Consider the following 19,179-nt stretch of genomic DNA (forward strand, 5'->3'; position numbering starts at 1 on the left):
ATGGCAATCGTCTCGCTCCGACAGGAATACCCCCAGTCCCCCGACGCCGTCTGGGCGGTCGTCGGCGATCCTGCCACTGCAGCCCAGTGGATCCCGTCGCTCGCGTCGTCGCGTCTCGAGGACGACGTCCGTCACGTCGTGTTCACCGACGGCAATCCTGCCCGCGAGCGCATTGTCGCTCACAACGACGACAACCGCACGTACACATACGAATACATCGACGGGCCGCTTCCGTTGGCGAAGTACGTCTCGACGATCAGGGTCGACGCCGCAGCATCGGGTTCCGTGGTCTCGTGGGATGCGGAATTCACCGCGGCGGGTGAGAACCCGGCAGCGCTGGAGAAGGACCTCGAAGCAGGCATCGGCGACATCTACCGCGCTGCACTCGACGAGGCCGGGCGTTTGGCACACTTGTAGTGTTCAACATGACTGAACAGCTGCTCGGCGATACCCCCGTTGACTAGCGGTACTACCATCTGGCAAGGTCGCTTTAAACCGAACGATCGTACGAACAGGGAGCGCTGGATGAGTACCGCAGTCATCGTCGACGTCATCCGAACACCGTCGGGCAAGGGCAAGCCGGGCGGCTCGCTGTCCGGCGTCCACCCGGCCACCTTGCTCGCCGACCTGTTACGCACGCTCGTCGCCAAGCACGACCTCGATCCCGCGCTGATCGACGACGTCATCACCGGCTGCGTCACGCAGGCCGGTGAACAGGCGGTCAACATCGGGCGCACCGCCGTGCTGGCTGCCGGCTTCCCGGAATCGGTCCCCGCCACGACGATCGACCGTCAGTGCGGTTCGAGCCAGCAGGCTGCGACCTTTGCGGCACAGGGCGTTTCCGCAGGTGTATACGACATCGTCATCGCGGCAGGCGTCGAATCGATGAGCCGGGCGCCGATGTTCTCGAACGTCGGTGACAAGGACCCTACCGTCGGACCGCTGTCCGCGCGATACCCCGACGGCCTGGTCTCCCAGGGAATCGGAGCCGAACTCATCGCCGCGCGGTGGAAGTTCGATCGCGAACAACTGGACGAGTACGCCGCACGATCGCACCGTCTCGCCGCGCAATCGGCAGATCGCGTGCAGCACGATCAGATCGTCCCGGTGTCAGACGCAGTGATCGACGAGACGGTCCGGTCGTCGACCACTGCCACCTCGCTGTCCGGCCTGAAGCCGGTGTTCCAGAATTCGGCTCTGTCGGAGCGCTTTCCGGAGATAACGTGGTCCATCACCGCCGGAAATTCCTCGCCGCTCACCGACGGTGCCTCCGCAGCTCTGATCATGAGCGAGGAGAAGGCCGCGGCACTGGGTCTGACACCGCGCGCACGTTTTCACAGCTTCGCAGTATCGGGCAGCGACCCGCTACTGATGCTGACCGGGCCGATCCCGGCGACGGAGAAGATACTCGCGCGCAGCGGGCTGACGCTCGACGAGATAGACACCTACGAGGTCAACGAGGCATTCGCTTCCGTACCGCTGATGTGGCAGAGCCACTTCGACACCGACCCGGCCCGATTGAATCCGGCCGGCGGCGCGATCGCCCTCGGCCACCCTCTCGGGGCATCGGGTGGACGACTGCTGGCCTCCATGCTGACCTATCTCGAAGCCACCGGTGGCCGGTACGGCTTGCAGACCATGTGCGAGGGCGGCGGCATGGCCAACGCCACCATCATCGAACGACTGTAGGGGGAATCTCCAATGAGCAACACACGTTTCGCCGGGATCACCGCGGTCATGTCCGGCGGAAGCCGAGGCATCGGCCTCGCCATCGCCACCGAGCTGGCCCGCGGCGGTGCGAATCTCGTTCTGTTGGCCAAGACGGGTGTTCCCGATCCACGGCTACCGGGCACCGTCCACACCGCTGTCGAGCAGATCGAGAGTGCAGGTGGACGTGCCGTCGGCGTCGTCGGAGATGTCCGCAGCGACGACGATGTCGCGCGTGCGGCGCGCACGGCCGCAGACGAATTCGGCGGCATCGACTTCTGCATCAACAACGCGAGCGTGCTCGACCTCTCGAGCACCGAGGACCTGCCGTTGAAGCGTTTCGACCTCATCCAGCAGGTCAACGTTCGCGGGACCTTCGCATTGACCCAGGCGTGCCTTCCGCACCTGAAGAAGTCGTCGTCGGCACACGTACTGACGCTGTCGCCGCCGCTGAACATGTCCGCCGAATGGTTGGGCAAACACCCCGGATACATGCTGGGAAAGTACGGAATGACGCTACTCACACTGGGTTTCGCCGCCGAGTTCGCAGAGTTCGACATCTCCGCGAACTGCCTGTGGCCGGAGACGACCATAGCGACCGCCGCGGTGCGGAACCTTCTCGGCGGCGAGGACGGAACCGATCACGCGCGTAGCCCGCAGATCATGGCCGACGCGGCCGCCGCGGTTCTGTCGCACACTCCGGCTCGTCGCACCGGCAGCACACTCATCGACGTCGACGTGTTGCGCGAAACCGGAGCGACGGATCTGAGCAGTTACGGCGGCACCCCGCCGCTCGACTACGACATCTTCGTCGACCCGCGCTGAAAGTCCTCAGGCTCGATGGGCGACCAGATCGAGGGCGAAGCGGACGTACGCGGCCGCGATCTCCTCGGGCTGCTCGTCGCCGGACGGGTTGTACCACTGTGCAACGGAGACGCACATGTTCACCACCGCCCGTGCGGCGTCGTGCGGGCGATCGGTTGCGAACAACCCGAGGTCGACTCCCGTCTGTACTTCGAGGTCGACCATGCGCTGCAGCGAAATTCGTTTGGACGCGATATCGGAATGACTGCTGCCCTCGAGGCTGCGCATCTCGCTCGTTCCCACGAACGCCAGTTCCTTGCGGTAGCTGTGGTAGAGCGTCAAACTCTCCACCAGGCGCGAAAACCTCGCGACATGATCGCTCGGATCGCATTCGTCGCGAGCTGCTTTCGCACGGTGAAGCAGATCCGTCATCGTCAGTTCGAACAACGCGACCAACATGGCCTGCTTGCTCGGATAGTAGTGATAGAGGGCGGAGACACTGGAGTTCGCTTCCTCGGCGATGTCGCGAATGGAGCAGCCGTGGTACCCCTTTCGGACGATGCAGGCAAGGGCAGCGCGCAGCGCGACGTCCATCTCGATGTCCGCGAACTCGCGCCAGTTGCCGTCGGCGAGGTCGTCGCCCGTACCTCGCGGCGACGGCGAGACAGCAGATCCGGTCGCGAACAGGTCGGCGGGCGAGACACCCAGTGCGGTGGCGATCTCGTGCAGCCGATCGACGCTCATCGTCGTACGACCCTTCTCGAGCGCCGTGATGGTCGCGGGGCTGAGTGCAAGGCGCCGTGCAAGTTCACGCAAAGACACCCCGGTCGACATCCTGATCTCGCGCACGCGTGCGCCGATATGTACCCCCGGGCTGTTCGAGCTGGTCGCGACCGACATATGTTCAGCGTAACGGAACGTCACTGTTCGGCTCGTCCGAACGGTGACGAACGTGTCCACTCAGGCGAATCAGGAAGAGAACACACATGTCGATCGACACCACGGTGCACTACAGCGTCTCCGACGGAATCGCGCGGATTCACCTCGACCGACCGAGGGCGTCGAACGCCCTCGACCCCGAACTGGCCGCGGGCTTCGAGGCCGCCGTCGCCGAGGTAGCGGCAGACACCTCGACACGAGTCCTCGTTTTGTCCGGTGGAGGCAAGAACTTCTGTGCCGGGGGTGACGTGCGGCAGATGGCAGCTGCCTCCGACATGCCCGCGTTCCTGACCGATCTCGCGGGCACGGTCCATCGCGCGCTCGTGATGCTCGACTCGCTTCCCGTGCCCGTCGTCGCGGCGGTTCAAGGTTCGGCGGCGGGCGCAGGCCTCGGCCTGGTCCTGGCTGCCGACTTCGTGGTCGCAGGGACCTCGAGCACGTTCACCGCTGCATATTCGGCCGTCGGACTGTCACCGGACTGCGGTGTCTCCGAACTGCTGCCTCGGGTGGTCGGAATGCGCCGCGCTGCGCGCATACTGCTCGACGGCAAGGTATTGACCGCCGACGAGGCCCTCGATTGGGACCTGATCACCGACGTCGTCGACGACGACGAGATCAACCCACGCGCCGACGACATCGCAGCCAGGCTCGCCCGCGGCACCTTCCCCGCGATCGGGCAGACGCGACGGCTGCTCCGGGCGTCGGGAACCCGTTCGTATGCCGATCATCTCGACGACGAAGCACTGACCATCGCGAAGGTCAGCACATCGGAAGACGCCGTCACGCGAATCACCAAGTTCGCCGGTCGCTAACGCTTCAGAACATCGAGATTCGTCTTCAGTAGCAGCACGTTGTAGTCCGACCACCGGGATGCCGTGAAGTACAGGTCTTTTCCGGAGGTGATCGGGTGGATGTAGGGCGCGTAGATTCCACCCGAGGACTGCCGTGCGTCGAGCAGGGTCGTCGGCGCGCTCCACGGACCTTCCGGTTTGTCGGCGGTCCTGGCGAGGATGGTTCTGTCGACCTCGTTGCCGTACAACATGACATAGCGCTGCAGGTACTCGTTCCACGACACCGACAACTCACTGACGGGTTCCTTGACCACCGATACGGAGTCGGCGACATTCGTCGACCACGGCGTGGCAGCGTCCTGTGTCGAGTACTCGTATTTCGTCAGATCGAGGATGTTCTCGGGAAGCACGCGGGAGACGAAAGCCGCACCGAATCGGCCGTTCGGCGTACCGAACTGGTAGATGTAACCGTCGTTGCCGCGAGCGTAGGCGTTCATCTGATACTTGCCGTTGCTTTCCTCGACCTGCGCGACACCGGGGATCGTCACACCTGCGTTGACGCGGATGGTCGACGGTGACGTCGCCCAGGTCTGCCCGTTGTCGTTCGACACAGCGATCGCGGAGAAGTTGGTGACCCAGCGCCCCGGCGCACCCCATTCACGCACCGACATGTAATTCATGTACTGGACACCGTCGATGGCGATGGCCGCGGTCGGGATCGTGGTGTCCTCGACCTTCGGCAGACCGAGGCTCGGGATCACTTCGCTCGCGAATCGGGGTGTGGCCGCCTGCACCACGGCACCCGAGTTCGAGTCACCGGGAATCGCGGGACCGAACGAGATGCCGTCGGCGAGGTTCGTGTCGTCCGAGCGCAACAGGACATTGCTACGCCACTGTTGGCCGTTCACCGAGCAGTTGCCGAACGTGTCGCCGAAGGCCATCAATGTCTGGCCCTTGCCGTTGTCCCAGCTGATGCCCAGATCCGTTCCGGAGATGCCGAGTCGGTCGTACGTGCTGTTCGAACTCTCCGGCCCGGTAACCCACGCGATCGACTGCGTGTTTCCGCCCGAGATGACCGGCAGCGGCCCCTGCGGGCCCCTCGGGTTCTTGCCGTCGCCGCTTCCCGAGGAGCCGAACAGAGGCGACGACCCAGGCCCGCCGATACCCCCACACGGTTCCGCCGATGCCACAGGTGTCCCGGTGAGTGCTCCGAGCCCACTGGCCACCAGAGTGAGGACCGCACCCACTGCGATCTGTCGACGTCGTGTGCGCATACAAGTCCTCACCGGGTCGTGTTACTCGTGTGACTGATGTGGTGAGTGTTACTGAAATCGACTCGTTGCGCAACAAATCGCTATTGACAAATGCACATTCGTCCGAATGACATCGATGGGATTCGGTATATCATCTGGTGACTCTCCAGAAGTCGGACCACGTCGACCCGGTCTCGGGTAGCGAGCAAGAATCAGCGTCGGTGTCCGCGCATCGCCGATTCAGGTCTTGCCCGCCGGTGGCTCCCGCGGAACGCTGCCGGTGAAGAACAGAGCCGCGATGCCGAGCAGTGCGGCGATCGACAGCGCGGCCCGCAGTCCATCCAGACGCGCGTCCGAATTGAGTTCGACAATGTTCTCGACGGTCGATTCGTCCAGCGAGGCATCGGTTGCCGCGGCGCGCAGCTGGGTGTCGGACAGGAACGGCACGCCGGCAGACAGTTCCGTCGTCGCCTGTTCTTTCACTGCTGCGGGAACATCGGGGTTCGCCTGGATCCCCGCGACTATCGATGTGCTCAACGTCGCGATCAGTACCGACCCGATCAACGCCGTACCCAGTGACGCACCGAGATTGGTCGCAGTGTTCTGCAACCCGCCTACTTCGGCGCTCTGCGAATCCGGCACTGCCGAGACTGTCACGGCGCCGAGTTGTGACGCCAGTGCGCCGAGTCCGATGCCCATCAGCAGCATCGGCACCGCGACGATCGCAGCGTTCGCACCCGGATCCATTCCCGCCACGAGCACCAGGATCCCCAGAATCATCGCTGTCCATCCCACCCGCACCACGCGCCGAGGGTTGGCGCGCGGCCACACCTTCGGTATTCCCGCGGCGGCGACGAGCAGGGCAATCGACAACGGCACCAACCGAAGTCCGGTCTGCAGAGCGCTCAGCTCGAGTACCACGGACAGAAACAGCGGCACCGTGAAGAAGACTCCGGCCTGAACGGTGAACTGCGCGAAGAACATCGTGAGACCACCGGTGAGTTGCCGGTTGCGCAGGAGGCCTGGATCCACGAGCGGATCACCACCGGTCGCGGCGAGATGCGTCTGCCAGCGCAGAAATCCGTACAGCAGCACCGAACCGCCCATGATCAGCCAGATCACCGGCGAGAGCCCAGCGATCTCGGTTGCACCGGGTTTCGGCTGGACCCATCCCCATTCACCCGAGCGCAGAACGCCGAAAACGATGAGGCCGAGGCTCACCACGGACAATCCCGAGCCCACCAGATCGAGCCTCGCCGTGGCCGGTGGGACATCGTTGACACGTCGAAGCACGAGCAGAATCATCACGACGATGACGACCTCACCGAAGAATACGTACCGCCACGAGGCGAACGTCGTCACTGCCCCGCCTATCAGTGGACCTGCCGCCACCGCCATCGCTCCTGCAGCTGCAACGAGACCGTATGCGGCAGCGCGTCGTTCGGACGGAAAATTCGCCGCGACGAGGGCGACGATCGCCGGCATGATCAGTGCCGCGCCCACTCCCTCCAGCAACGACCATCCGATCAACAGCACCGCCAGGTTCGGCGCCAGCCCGGTGGTGAACGATCCGATCCCGTAGATCACGAGTCCGAGACCGAACGCCCGTCGACGCCCCATGATGGTGCCGATCTTGCCACCGGTGATCATCAGAGTCGCCATGACCAGTGTGTACAGCGTGATAGCCGTCTGAATGCCTGTGATCGTCGTGTCCAGATCGGCAGCGACCGACGCCATGGACACGTTCATCACCGAACTGTCCAGAGTCATCACGAACTGACCCGCCGCCAACACCGTCAGGACCAGCGACGAACTGGATTTCGTTGCAGCAGTCATGAACGCACCCGTCCGGCAGCTGTGGAAAACTCGACTCTGCCGCCCGTCGATCGATCACACATCATCCCTCGAGGGTGACTTGGCGTCGTCGTGAATTCCCCCCGCCACGAATGTGCTCGTACGGCCCTGCGTCGGCCTTACGATGGAACTCGGTCCACGGGAGTGAACTGCCTTACGGGGAGGGGTGCTCATGTGAACAAACCGACCACGCTCGACGCCAGCGCCCGTGCCCGGCGCTGGTGGGCGCGTGCTGCGTTCGTGTTCGCACTCGGCGCCGCGGCAGCGCCGATTCTCGTCGCGGGTGTGCTCGGCACCGCGGCGTTGCTCGCCGCGGGAACCGGTGGCGTCGTGATCGCGGTGGCGGCGCTGTACTGGTTTCTCACCCGCCGGGGACTGATCAGATGGATATCACTGGCCGTGGCCGTCGCCGCACCCATCGTCGTCCTCGCGCTGTTTCTTCGCGCCGACTTGCTGTGGGTCGTACTGGTCTCCTACGCGCTCGGGCTGCTGGCCGTTCTCTGCGCCCGCATCGCGTTGCGGGCCAGACGCGCGGACGCGGCAATGCCCGAGTATCCGGCGTCACCACCCCGTCATCCGTTCATCATCATGAACCCGCATTCCGGCGGCGGGAAGGTCGCGAAATTCGATCTCCGACGCCGAGCCGAGGAACTCGGCGCCCAGGTGGTCCTGCTCGAAGGCCCGACCGTCATCGACGTCTCGGAACTCGCCCGGCAGGCGGTCGCGCAGGGAGCGGATCTGCTGGGAGTCGCGGGCGGTGACGGCACCCAAGCGCTCGTGGCGGCTGTCGCGGCCGAGAACGACGTACCGTTTCTCGTCATCAGCGCGGGAACCCGGAACCACTTCGCGATGGACCTCGGACTCGACCGCACCGACCCGACATTGTCGCTCGACGCGTTGCGAGACGGTGTCGAACTGCACGTCGACCTCGGCACCATCGACGGCCGACCCTTCGTCAACAATGCCTCGTTCGGGGTGTACGCCGAGATCGTCCGCAGCCCCGCATACCGCGACGACAAAGCAGCGACCGTGCTGTCACTGCTCCCGGATCTGCTCACCGGGCATGCCGGACCTCGGTTGGAGGCACAGATCGGCGACACCGTGGTGACCGAACCCCAGGCCGTCCTGGTGAGCAACAATGCATACGGTGCAAGCGATCTGGCGGGTCTCAATCGGCGCGACCGTCTCGACCGCGGCGTGCTCGGGGCCGTCACCGTTTCGGTGGCCAACACCCGACAGGCGGTCGGGTTGTTGCACCGCAACAATGTTCGTGGTCTGACACAGACAACGGCAGCCGAGGTGATCATCCGCGCAGACACTCCGGAGATTCCAGTGGGAGTCGACGGAGAATCCCTTGTCCTGCGTACCCCTGTGCGGTGCACCATCGAACCGAATGCCCTACGGGTGCAGGTGCCGCGAACGAGGCCAGGGGTACGTCCCGCGGAGCCCAACTTCGACTGGGGCGCACTGTTCGGCACAGCATTTCGATCCCGTTCCGCAGCGTCCGCAACTGCCGACTGATCTCTCCGGTCAGGTTCGACCGCGGAATGCCGCGACCGCAGACTCGACGGTGGGATAGAAATGCGACGAGTCGAACCTGTCGCCGACCCCGAAACGAATCAGCCGATCCTTGATCGGGCCCTTCATCTCCGCGAACACCAACCGAATGCCGTTCCCTTCGAGATAGGTGTCGAGATCGACCAATTCATCGACGGCGGTCGTGTCGAGGCCCGTGATCGGCTCGGCTGCCACCACCACCCACTCGACCGGGCTCGGCGCGGTAGCGGCAACAGAGCGCACGTACTCGTCGAAGATCTCACCGTTGGCGAAGAACAGAGGGGCGTCGAAGCGCACGATCACCATACCCGGAATTCGCTGCCCATCGGGATGTCGACTGACGTCGTGAAAACCGGGCCGGTCGGCCGGCTTGACGAGTTCGGTGCGATACGGCTGCCACGCCCGCGCGACCACCGCGACGAAGGACAATCCAATGGCGACGAGGATCCCTTGGAGCACACCCACCAGCGCTACCCCGAGGAAGGCAGCCACGGCGAGACCGAACTCCACGAAGCTCATGCGCCACATCCGGACCATGCCTCCCACGTCCACCAGGGCCATGGCAGCCACGATCACCACGGCGCCGAGCGTCGCATCGGGTAGATACGCGGTGACGCCGGGCGCCACGAGTACGAAGACCAGTACTGCGAGCGCCCCTACGACACAGGCCAATTGCGTACGAGCTCCGCTCTGTTCGGCTACCGGAGTTCGAGACCCGCTCGCGGAGATGGGAAATCCGCCGAACATTCCACCGGCGATGTTGGCCACGCCGACCGCCTTCATTTCCGTGCTGCCGTTCACGTCCTCACCGTGCCGCGCGGCGAAGGTTCGCGACAGCACGCCGGTGTCTGCAAACGCGATCAGTGCGATGCCGGCTGCCGGGCCGACGAGGCTTCCCACATCGCCCCAGTCCACACCGCCGAACGAGGGAAGCGGCAGACCTGCAGGCAACGCTCCGACCATCCCGATGTCGTCGGTCAGCCCAGCCGCCGCAGAGACGATCATGGCCCCGACCACTGCCACGAGAACGCCAGGGACCCTCGGCACCCACATACGAAATCCGACGATGACCAGGAGTGAGCCGATGCCCATTGCAGCCGCGACGGGGTCGATGCCCCCGGTGATCATGGACCGACCGATCTCACCGATCTCCCCGATGAGGCCGGACGCATCGACGGAGAATCCGAGAAGCTTGGGCAGTTGACCGACCACGACGATGAGCGCGATCGCATTCAGGTAGCCGAGGCGGATCGGCTTCGAGAGCAATTCGGTGACGAACCCCAGTCGCAGAAATCCACCCACCAGCAGAATCAGTCCGACGAGTACGCCCAGAATACCTGCCAGCGCGAGCGCACTGTCCGGGTCGTCGGTCAGCGCCAGTGGGAGTACCGCCGCCGCGATGAGCGGTGCAAGCGACGAATCCGGGCCGAGCACAAGTATTTTCGACGGCCCGACCACCGCATAGGCAAGCAACGGAACGATCGTGGCGTACAGACCTGCATACGCCGGAAGGCCCGCAGCCTCCGCGTACCCCATTCCGGCGGGAATGAGCAGAGCGGTCAGAACGAGCCCGGCAGTGACGTCGGGGCGCAGCCACTGACGCCGATACACACGAACGGTCGCTATCCCGGGCAACCGGGTGAGGCTCGCGGTCCAGGACATCGATCTCGACGCTGTCACTGCGTGCGTGCGTGGTGAGGATCCACTGCGACTCTGGCCGGAATGGCGTCGATCGGTCGCGGGTGCAGGCGACGGCGCACTGCCTTCTCCACCTCGACCACCACCGGGATGATCAGCGACCACCCGATGCATGCGAGCCACTGGCCACCGGTCAACGACGTGGTCATGAGAAGGTCTTGGAGAAATCCTGCCTCGACCGCGAAAACGGTCACGACCACGGGAATCGACAGAATCTTCACCGCGGTGAGAATCGGCGACGTGAGGCCGGATTCGGGATCGCGCCGCATGACGAGTCCGGCGAGGATGGAGCCCAACGACAACACCACGAATGCGGTCGTCATCGGGACACTTGCCTCGGTAGTACTCATCTCCCCCGGTGCGAGCAGCATCGCCGCAAGTGTGACGGCAAACTGCAACACCCCGTACGCCGACCACTGCACGAACGCATTTCGGTTGGCGATCGGCAACTGCGGATCGCGCGGCGGCTTGCTCATCAGATTGGGGGCAGGCGGATCGGACATGATGACGGCAACCGGAAACAACGTGATGAAGAAGTGCTGGAACAACACCATCAACGGGGTGAGCGCAACGCCGTCGTTGATGTCGAAGATGCTCGCGACGAGAAACAACAGCACAAGCGAGAACAGCTTGGCCATCTGATAGCGGATGTAGGACACGATCTTGTCGTAGATGTTGCGGCCCAGGCGAATCGCCGTGATCAGCGTTCCGAAATTGTCGTCGGTCAGGATCATCTTGCCCGCCTGTTTGGTCACCTCGCTTCCCGATCCCATGGCAACGCCGATGTCCGCCTTCTTCAGCGCTGCCGCGTCGTTCACCGCGTCGCCGGTCATCGCCACCACTGCGCCGTTCTCCTGCATGATGCCGGCCAACCGAAGCTTGTCCTGGGGCGTCACTCGACCGAACACGTGCAGGTTCGGTAGCGCCGCCGTCAGCTCCTCGTCGTCCATGGCCTGCAGTTCGGGGCCGCCTATCGCGCCCGGCCCGAGACCGAGCTCGGCGCCGATCGCGGACGCCGTGATCGCGTGGTCTCCGGTGATCATACGAACATCGATCCCCGCAGCGTGGGCGGTACGCACGGCGTCGATCGCCTCGGGCCGAAGCGGGTCGATGATCCCGACCATGCCGACGAACGTGAGATCCTCGACGAACGACATCGGGTCGGCCTGCACTGCACCTTCCTGCCCGTCGAGACGGCGAGCAGCGAATGCCAGTACTCTCAACCCCTTTTCGGACAGCTCACGGTTTGCGTCGTCGATACTGTCACGAACGTCGTCGAGCGGTACCTGCCGACGGTTCGCGTCGAACGCCGTGGTGCATCGGTCCAGCACTACATCGGGACCGCCCTTGACCAACTCCACGAACTGAGTTCCGCCGTCGACGTGTAGATGATGAAACGTGGCCATGAACTTGTACGCCGAATCGAACGGCACCTCGGCGACGCGCGGATACGTCCGACGTGTCAGCGGGGCATCGACGCCGACCTTGGCCGCCAACACCACCAGCGCCGCCTCGGTGGGATCGCCGACGACGTCTCCGCTGTCGGATACCGTCGCATCGCTGTCGAGGCACAACCCGTACGCGAGCAGAGTGAAATCGGGGACGGCATCACCCGCGATCTGGGTGATGCGTCCTGTCTTGCTGTACCCCTCACCGCCGACGGCGTACCAGCGGCCATGGAAATACAGAGACCGCACGGTCATCTGGTTCATCGTCAACGTGCCGGTCTTGTCGGAGTTGATCGCGCTGGTGGCACCGAGAGTCTCGACGTCCGTGAGGTTCTTGACGACGGCTTTCGCGTCGGCCAGCTGTCTGGCCCCGAATGCCAGCATCGCCTGCACGAATGTCGGCAGACCCGTCGGGATGGCGGACACGCCCATCGAAATTCCCAGCAGCAATACCGTCGAAAGGCTTTGTCCGCGCACGACTCCGAGTACCACGATGAGTGCAACAGCGGTCCAGGCGATGATCCCGAGCACCTTGGTGAGCGAATTCAGTTCGCGTTGGAGCGGAGACTTGCTCGGCGCCACCGCGGAGAGCATCGACGCGATCTGCCCCATCTGAGTACGCATTCCGGTTTCGGTGACCACCATGGTTGCCGTCCCGCGCGTCACCGACGTGTTCTGGAAAACCATGTTGCTTCGGTCGCCGAGGGGAACATCGGCCTCGCCCAGGGTGCGGGGATCCTTGGGAACGGGAGCGCTTTCGCCCGTCAGTGCAGCCTCCTGGGTCTCGAGCGTCGCGGACGTGAGCAATCGTCCGTCGGCGGGGACGATGTCGCCTGCCTCGAGATGAACGATGTCTCCCGGCACGAGGTCGGTCGCGGCGAGCTCGACCAGTACGGCATCGCGGGTGAGACGAACCTGCGGAGTCTGCATCTTGGCCAACGCGTCGACGCTGGCACGTGCCTTGAGCTCCTGTTGCGTGCCGAGCACGACGTTCAGAACGACGAGCCCCGCGACGATGATCGCCGTCGGCACTTCACCGATGAGAACACTGACGACGGCCACCGCCACCAACATCAGATTCATCAGATCCTTCAACTGCCCGAGCGCGACGACCCAGATCGACGCCGCGGGCTCGGATGCGATCTCGTTGCGACCGTGCGTCTTACGCCGCTCGTCGGCCTCGCCGGTCGTCAGACCCGAATCCCGGTCGGACGTCGTCGCGGCTACAACGGCGTCGGCGTTCTGCGCATGCCATGCTGCATGCGGCTTCGCGAGCTCGGTGGACACCACGACCGCTCACCCCTTCTCTTTCGATCCTCGATACGGAGTCGGGATCCAGTGCAGCGGCTGCCTCGGCGCCGTGTAACCGTGCGGGCCGCGCCGCTTCGGCAAGGTGATCTCGGTGCGCTCGAGTGGCGTGTACGGGACCTGGTCGAGGATGTGGGTGATGATGTTGAGCCGGCCACTCTTCTTGTCGTCGTTGACCGCGACATACCATGGTGCCCAGCCGGTATCGGTGAAGTGGAACATGTCATCGCGTGCCCGCGAGTAGTCGTACCAACGGGTGTACGACGCGATATCGAGATCCGAGAGCTTCCACAGCTTGCGCGGGTCGTCGATCCGACTCTGCAGGCGCAGTGTCTGCTGTTCCTCACTCACCTCCAGCCAGTACTTCAGCAGGATGACGCCCGAATCGACTATTGCGCGCTCGACCTCGGGGACGAGCTGAAGAAACTGCTCCGACTCTTCCTCGGAGCAGAACCCCATCACCCGTTCGACACCGACGCGGTTGTACCAACTGCGGTCGAAGATCACGACCTCGCCGCCGGCAGGCAGGTGCGGCAGATATCGCTGGATGTACATCTGCGACCTCTCCCGATCCGTCGGTGCGGGGAGAGCAACGACCCTGAACACCCTCGGACTGACCCTTTCGGTGATCGCCTTGATCACGCCGCCCTTCCCCGCGGTGTCACGGCCCTCGAAGACGATGCAGATCTTCGCGCCGGACGACTTCACCCATTCCTGCAGCGCGACGAGTTCTCCGTGCAGCGGGCGGAGCAGGCGCCGGTACTCCTTGTTCTTCATCGGCTTGTAGCGCGCCGATTCGGCGGGTCCGTCACCGTCGGACCGCGGCAGCTCGAACGTCGACCTGTGGTGTTTGTCCTTCTTCGCCACGGTTTCCCCTTCCCGCCGCTACCCGACGACCTTCGTACCGGCCTGGACCTTCGTATCGGCCTGGTCCTTCGTCTCGGCCTCGTCTGTCGTCTCGGGCGACTCGGTGGAGTCCGGTGCCGAGGCGGAGGCGCGGGCCGGCCGGAGGAGCACTTCGAGTCCCACGAGCGCCAACGCTGCACACAGAACGATCCACAACACGACCAACCCCGTTGGATAACGCCAGAACATCAGCAACACTGCAGCAATCCCGATGATGAGGCAGCGCAGCGGAATACGAAGCTGATACGCCAGACGCTCCACCTCGTTGGGCGGTCGGCCGCTCCCGGATCGGCGCACGTAATCCAGCGCCTGTCCGTATCCGCGACGGACGACCGAAGCAGACGTCGAACCGCCGACGAGGTAGCCGGCGATCGCAATCACGAGACCGAGGGCCGCTACTGCGCGCAGACTCGTGCGTAGCGGGACCAGGACGGTATCGATGACCACGGTCGCCGCGTCGGGCGAGAGGACATCGGTCGGAACGCTGTCCAAGTAGATCGCCCGCCCCACCAGCAGTCCGATCGCCAGGACGAGCATTCCCAGTGCGATCGACAACCCGGCAAGGGACAGCGTGCGGAGTCTGCGCCCCGACGGCGCGACGGCGACAGCTGCTGCGGCACAGGCAATTCCGAGCCAGGGTAGTATCACCGAGGCCTTGTCGAGCGCTGCGACGGCCCGCTGCGCCTTCACCAGCTCGGGCGACTGGAACAGAACGAACTGTTTGTCCACCGAGGGGACCTTGTCGACGAATGCGAAACCGCGTTCGGTGAGTGCGGCTTTGACGTTGTCGATGACGGTACCCAGGGAGATGCTGACCGTGCCGCTCTGATCGACCGCAACGGAACTGAGACCGTAATTGCCGGTCATCACCGCGACGAGCGCATTGTGGGCGGCCCGGTTCGCCTGTATCCACAGGTCCTCGAACTGCTGCGATGCCACCAGCGAACCGACTGTGTCGTGCACGAAATTCTGTGCCTGGCCGGCGATCACGGGCGCGAGGCCGACAACGGCCTGATCGAGACGCGGCGCGTTCGCAGCCACATTCGAGGCGTCGGTCAGCGCAGTCAGCGCTTCCTTGGTGAGCCCCTCGACGTCGATTCGGGCAAAGATCTCGTCGGTGATCTGGTTGGTGACCTCCCCCTGAATGGCCGGGTTCTCACCGAGGGGAGCAATGGTGCTGACATACCGGTCGGTGTCGAGTATCTGGCTTCGGGTGAAGCGAGCAGTGACCGATGCCAGCGCGAGAACCGCGACGAGCACGAGCAAGATCGTCACCGCAGTCCACCGCAGCCGGTTCCTCGGTGCACGCACGGCCGGTTCCGCAGTGACACCTGACTTTTCGACTCCTGACTTTTCATCGCGTGACTTCTCGTGCGGACGAGTCCGAAGCGTGGCGACTTCCTCGCGCAGCCTGATCAGCTCGGCGCGTTCGCTCTCGTCGAGAGCATCAGTGTTCGTTACGTCAGCCATCGCACGTCAGATCGATTCGACCAGCGGTTCATCGGACATCACCGTTCCCCTTGGCGGCAGCAGCACGAATTGAACTCGTGAATCGAGTGTCCTCCCGGAGATTCCCGCTGTCACGCAATTGCAGCGTTGACTTCGTCCGAACCAGCGTGTGGGAGCAAAAATCACCCGATGGGTGAGACGGGCGCGTCGGATTCGGGTATCGGGTGGTTCGCGAGATCGCGCCGAGCTGCCTTCTCCACGAGCAGCGGAACGAAATCGCGGATCCGACACTCGTCGAAGCGCTTGTGAATTGTGCGCACGGTGTGCCCTATCGCCCCCGCCGACACGAACGGGTAGCGGGCAGTCAACCGCTCGATGACCTGCTCGATCTGGAGACTTTCGTAGTCGCCAGCCATGAAAATCATGGTCTGCCCGGTATGCAACAGCGTCAATCACCCGCTACGGATGAGCCACGGGAACCTCGTCGCAGTTGTCCGGCCGTCACACGTGTACGCGCGACGCGCCTGCCCCTGCCCGCGCGGTGAACACGGTCGGCACGGGAAACCCACCGGCGGCGATGTCGGCTTCGATCGACTCGGCGATCTCTCCCACGGCATCGGCGGGCACCACCGCGATGACGCATCCCCCGAAACCGCCGCCGGTCATCCGCGCGCCGAGCGCGCCGTGACGCACCGCCGACTCGGCGATGAGATCGATGTGCGGGGTCGTGATCTCGAAGTCGTCCCGCATCGACGCATGGGACTGCGTCATGAGTTCGCCGACGCGTCGAAAATTCTTGTTCGTCAATGCCTCAGCGCAGTCCAGGACGCGCGTGTTCTCGCTCAGGATGTGCCGAACCCGCCGCCGATCGGTTGCGTCGTCTATACGCTCCAGAACGCCCTCGGTACCTTGCACGTCGCGCAGGGAGCCGACTCCCAGTGTCGCCGCAGCGCGCGTGCAGGATTCCCGACGCGAGGCGTACTCGCCGGTCGAATGCTGATGAGCCGCATTGGAGTTGACGACGAGAAGAGCCAGATCACTGCCGGCGAGGTCGAACGTCACCGGGCTCACCGACGACGTCTCGAAGTCGATGAGGAGTGCTCGATCGATGTGCCCGTTCAGCGACGCCAATTGATCCATCAGCCCTGTCGGGGCTCCGACGAAATCGTTCTCGGCCCGCTGCGCGATCCGCGCGGCGTCGAGAGGATCGAGTTCCACACCGGTTGCCGCAGTCATCGCCAGCAGAACTGCGCACTCGAGCGCGGCAGAGGACGAAAGCCCCGCACCGATCGGTACCTCGCTGCTGACGGACATCGTTCCGCCGACCACACGATGGCCTGCCTCGGACAATGCCCACACAACACCCGCGGGATACGCCGCCCAGCCCTGGACGTCACCGCGTCGCACATCGAGACCGAACGTGACGCCGTCCGCCTCCTCCTCGCTGTCGAGCGAGACGGTCCCGGAGTCGTCCGGTTCGAAGCGCACTGTCGTGCGTTCGTCCAGCGCGATCGGCATAGCGAAGCCCTGATTGTAGTCGGTGTGTTCGCCGATCAGATTGATTCGCCCCGGCGCCTCGGTGACGATCACAGCGCCAACTCCCCTAGTCGGCCGGCCATCTGTTCGGGTGTGACGTCGGTGATGAAAGCGTCCATCGCCGATTCCGACCCCGCTAGATACTTCAGCTTGGTCGCCGACCGCCGCACCGACATCAGCTCGATGTGAAAGTAGCCGTTCTCCTGGCCGCGATCCGGTCGGTACTGGTGCAGTGCCGAAATATACGGCAGCGCTGTGGGATACATTCGGTCGAAGCGTCCGAGAACGTCGAGGTAGATCGAGGTCAGCGAGTCGAGTTCTTCTCCGGCCAGTTCGGTCACGTTGTGCACGTGCCGATTCGGATAGATGTGCACCTCCACGGGCCAGCGCGCAGCGAACGGCACGAAGGCGGTGAAGTGGTCGTTGGAGGCGACGATCCGGGCGTCGTCCTCGATCTCACGAGCGAGTATGTCCGCGAACAGGTTTGCTCCGCCGTTGTTGTCCGCGAAGGCCTGCGCCTGCCTGAGCATCGACGCGGTTCGCGGAGTCAGGTACGGGTAGCCGTAGATCTGGCCGTGCGGGTGCGAGAGGGTGACACCGATCTCCTCACCCCTGTTCTCGAAGCAGAAGACCTGCTCGATGCCGTCGAGCCCCATGAGCGTCTCGGTGCGCTCACGCCACACGTCGACGACGAGACGCGCATGATCGCGACTCAACTCCGCGAACGAGGTGGTGTGGTCACTGGAGAAACAGATGACCTCGCATCGACCGACTCCGTTGGCGGACAGAGCGTTCGGCGACAACGCCTGGGCTCCTTCGCCTGCATGCGAGAGGCTCGGGAACCGGTTCTCGAATACGACGACGTCGTAGTTCGCGGCGGGTACCTCACTCGAATCGCCGCCGGGCGAGGGGCACAGCGGACACTGATCCGCCGGCGGCTTGTACGTGCGATCCTGCCGGAGCGCGGCGATCGCGACCCAGTCCCCCGTCTGACGGTCCCGTCGCACCTCGGACCGAGCGGTGAGCGACCTCGGCGTCAGTGGGCGAACATCAGGGACAGGATGAACGGTGTTGCCCGGCAACGAGTAGAACAGAATCTCGCGGCCGTCGGCGAGCTCTGCACGTGCGGACGTCTCCGTGATGGTCATATCTTCTCCGTCTCGGCTACGACAATGTTCTCCACGTGCGCGGCCAGCGCGACGCGGTCCTGCGGGTCGAGCCCGTCGTCCACCACGAGCGTGTGGACGTCCGAGATCAGCCCGAACACGTTGGTTCCGACCTCGCGGTACTTCGTGTTGTCGGCGAGCACCAACAGGCGACGGCCGGTAGCGACGAGTCGCCGATTCGTCTCCGCCTCAGCGATGTTCGGTGTGGTGAGTCCGGATTCGATGTCGAATCCGTGGACGCCGAGGAACACCGCGTCGACACGGAACGCGTCGAGCGCCGTGTTCGCGATGGGGCCGACGAGCGCATCGGACGGAGTGCGCGAACCACCGGTCAGATAAACGACCGGGTTCGGCTCGGACGGATGCCCGGTCAGTTCCGAGAAGATCGAGATCGAGTTCGTCACGACGGTGATCGAGCCTCGTCCGCGCAGCAGCTTCGCCAGCTCGAGTGTCGTGGTACCCGCACTGATCGCGATGGTCATACCGTCCTCGACGGCATCGAGTGCCGCGCGTCCGATGGCGACCTTCTCCGAGTGCTGCCGGGCGGCCTTCGCCGTCGACGGCGGCTCGACGCCGCGGTTTCCGCGCGCGATGGCACCGCCGTGCACTTTGCGCAGCTCCTGACGCTCGTCCAGTACGTCGAGGTCACGCCGGATCGTCATCTCGGACACGTCGAGAATCTCGGCCAGGTCGACGACTTTCACCGCGCCTTCCGCCCGGAGGACAGCCCTGATTCGCTCGTGTCGCTCAGCAGCGAGCATCC

The 19,179-nt window shown here is 64.3% G+C and carries 16 protein-coding genes; 5 read left to right on the top strand and 11 right to left on the bottom strand.

From position 1 onward, the window contains the following. The 3 genes from RY1_RS14200 (at nucleotide 1) to RY1_RS14210 (ending at nucleotide 2,532) form a co-directional block, all read left to right on the top strand. Nucleotides 1–417, top strand: a complete 417-nt coding sequence (locus tag RY1_RS14200; RefSeq protein ID WP_072804212.1) for an SRPBCC family protein — start codon at nucleotides 1–3, stop codon at nucleotides 415–417. A 108-nt stretch (nucleotides 418–525) separates the two neighbouring features. Then, nucleotides 526–1,689, top strand: coding sequence for a thiolase family protein (locus RY1_RS14205; RefSeq protein WP_072804213.1), 1,164 nt, complete (start codon nucleotides 526–528; stop codon nucleotides 1,687–1,689). Nucleotides 1,690–1,701: 12 nt separating this feature from the next. After that, nucleotides 1,702–2,532, top strand: a complete 831-nt coding sequence (locus RY1_RS14210) for an SDR family oxidoreductase (RefSeq protein WP_072804214.1) — start codon at nucleotides 1,702–1,704, stop codon at nucleotides 2,530–2,532. A 6-nt stretch (nucleotides 2,533–2,538) separates the two neighbouring features. On the opposite strand, the gene RY1_RS14215 is transcribed toward RY1_RS14210, so the two are convergent. Next, entirely contained in the window at nucleotides 2,539–3,411 is an 873-nt protein-coding gene (locus RY1_RS14215; RefSeq protein ID WP_072804284.1) for a TetR-type transcription factor C-terminal domain-containing protein, read from the bottom strand. 86 nt (nucleotides 3,412–3,497) lie between these two features. On the opposite strand from RY1_RS14215, the gene RY1_RS14220 reads away from it, so the two are divergent. Continuing rightward, nucleotides 3,498–4,262, top strand: a complete 765-nt coding sequence (locus RY1_RS14220; protein WP_072804215.1) for an enoyl-CoA hydratase/isomerase family protein — start codon at nucleotides 3,498–3,500, stop codon at nucleotides 4,260–4,262. Here the strand turns inward: RY1_RS14220 and RY1_RS14225 are convergent. Beyond that, nucleotides 4,259–5,515 carry a glycoside hydrolase family 183 protein gene (locus RY1_RS14225; RefSeq protein ID WP_072804216.1) on the bottom strand — a complete coding sequence of 419 codons (1,257 nt, stop codon included), beginning with the start codon at nucleotides 5,513–5,515 and terminating at the stop codon, nucleotides 4,259–4,261. The two genes, RY1_RS14220 and RY1_RS14225, sit on opposite strands and share 4 nt — an antisense overlap. Nucleotides 5,516–5,734: 219 nt before the next feature. Further along, nucleotides 5,735–7,330 (bottom strand): MFS transporter, encoded by a 1,596-nt coding sequence (locus RY1_RS14230; protein ID WP_072804217.1) that lies wholly within the window; start codon nucleotides 7,328–7,330, stop codon nucleotides 5,735–5,737. A 192-nt stretch (nucleotides 7,331–7,522) separates the two neighbouring features. Between RY1_RS14230 and RY1_RS14235 the strand changes: the two genes are divergently transcribed. Then, entirely contained in the window at nucleotides 7,523–8,869 is a 1,347-nt protein-coding gene (locus RY1_RS14235; protein WP_072804218.1) for a diacylglycerol/lipid kinase family protein, read from the top strand. 9 nt (nucleotides 8,870–8,878) lie between these two features. On the opposite strand, the gene RY1_RS14240 is transcribed toward RY1_RS14235, so the two are convergent. From RY1_RS14240 to RY1_RS14275, 8 genes are all read right to left on the bottom strand, one after another. Then, the gene (locus RY1_RS14240; protein WP_072804285.1) at nucleotides 8,879–10,567 is read right to left on the bottom strand and encodes a SulP family inorganic anion transporter; all 1,689 of its coding nucleotides are present in this window, start codon (nucleotides 10,565–10,567) and stop codon (nucleotides 8,879–8,881) included. A gap of 14 nt (nucleotides 10,568–10,581) precedes the next feature. After that, nucleotides 10,582–13,341: a cation-translocating P-type ATPase gene (locus RY1_RS14245; protein WP_072804219.1), complete on the bottom strand. Its 2,760-nt coding sequence runs from the start codon at nucleotides 13,339–13,341 to the stop codon at nucleotides 10,582–10,584. 6 nt (nucleotides 13,342–13,347) lie between these two features. Beyond that, nucleotides 13,348–14,226, bottom strand: coding sequence for a polyphosphate kinase 2 (gene ppk2 / locus RY1_RS14250; protein WP_072804220.1), 879 nt, complete (start codon nucleotides 14,224–14,226; stop codon nucleotides 13,348–13,350). 18 nt (nucleotides 14,227–14,244) lie between these two features. After that, nucleotides 14,245–15,735, bottom strand: a complete 1,491-nt coding sequence (locus tag RY1_RS14255) for a hypothetical protein (protein ID WP_072804221.1) — start codon at nucleotides 15,733–15,735, stop codon at nucleotides 14,245–14,247. Between the two features lie 161 nt (nucleotides 15,736–15,896). Next, nucleotides 15,897–16,130, bottom strand: a complete 234-nt coding sequence (locus RY1_RS14260; protein ID WP_072804286.1) for a three-helix bundle dimerization domain-containing protein — start codon at nucleotides 16,128–16,130, stop codon at nucleotides 15,897–15,899. An 85-nt stretch (nucleotides 16,131–16,215) separates the two neighbouring features. Then, the gene (locus tag RY1_RS14265) at nucleotides 16,216–17,304 is read right to left on the bottom strand and encodes a galactokinase (protein ID WP_072804222.1); all 1,089 of its coding nucleotides are present in this window, start codon (nucleotides 17,302–17,304) and stop codon (nucleotides 16,216–16,218) included. Then, complete coding sequence (gene galT / locus RY1_RS14270) at nucleotides 17,301–18,398, bottom strand: galactose-1-phosphate uridylyltransferase (protein WP_072804223.1); 1,098 nt, start codon at nucleotides 18,396–18,398, stop codon at nucleotides 17,301–17,303. Before galT ends, RY1_RS14265 begins: the two co-directional genes overlap by 4 nt. Beyond that, on the bottom strand, nucleotides 18,395–19,177 hold the full coding sequence (locus tag RY1_RS14275) for a DeoR/GlpR family DNA-binding transcription regulator (protein ID WP_072804287.1): 783 nt from the start codon (nucleotides 19,175–19,177) through the stop codon (nucleotides 18,395–18,397). The genes galT and RY1_RS14275 overlap by 4 nt, the downstream gene beginning before the upstream one ends. Nucleotides 19,178–19,179: the final 2 nt, after the last annotated feature.

This window comes from Rhodococcus yunnanensis NBRC 103083, assembly GCF_001895005.1.
Taxonomy (GTDB): domain Bacteria; phylum Actinomycetota; class Actinomycetes; order Mycobacteriales; family Mycobacteriaceae; genus Rhodococcoides; species Rhodococcoides yunnanense.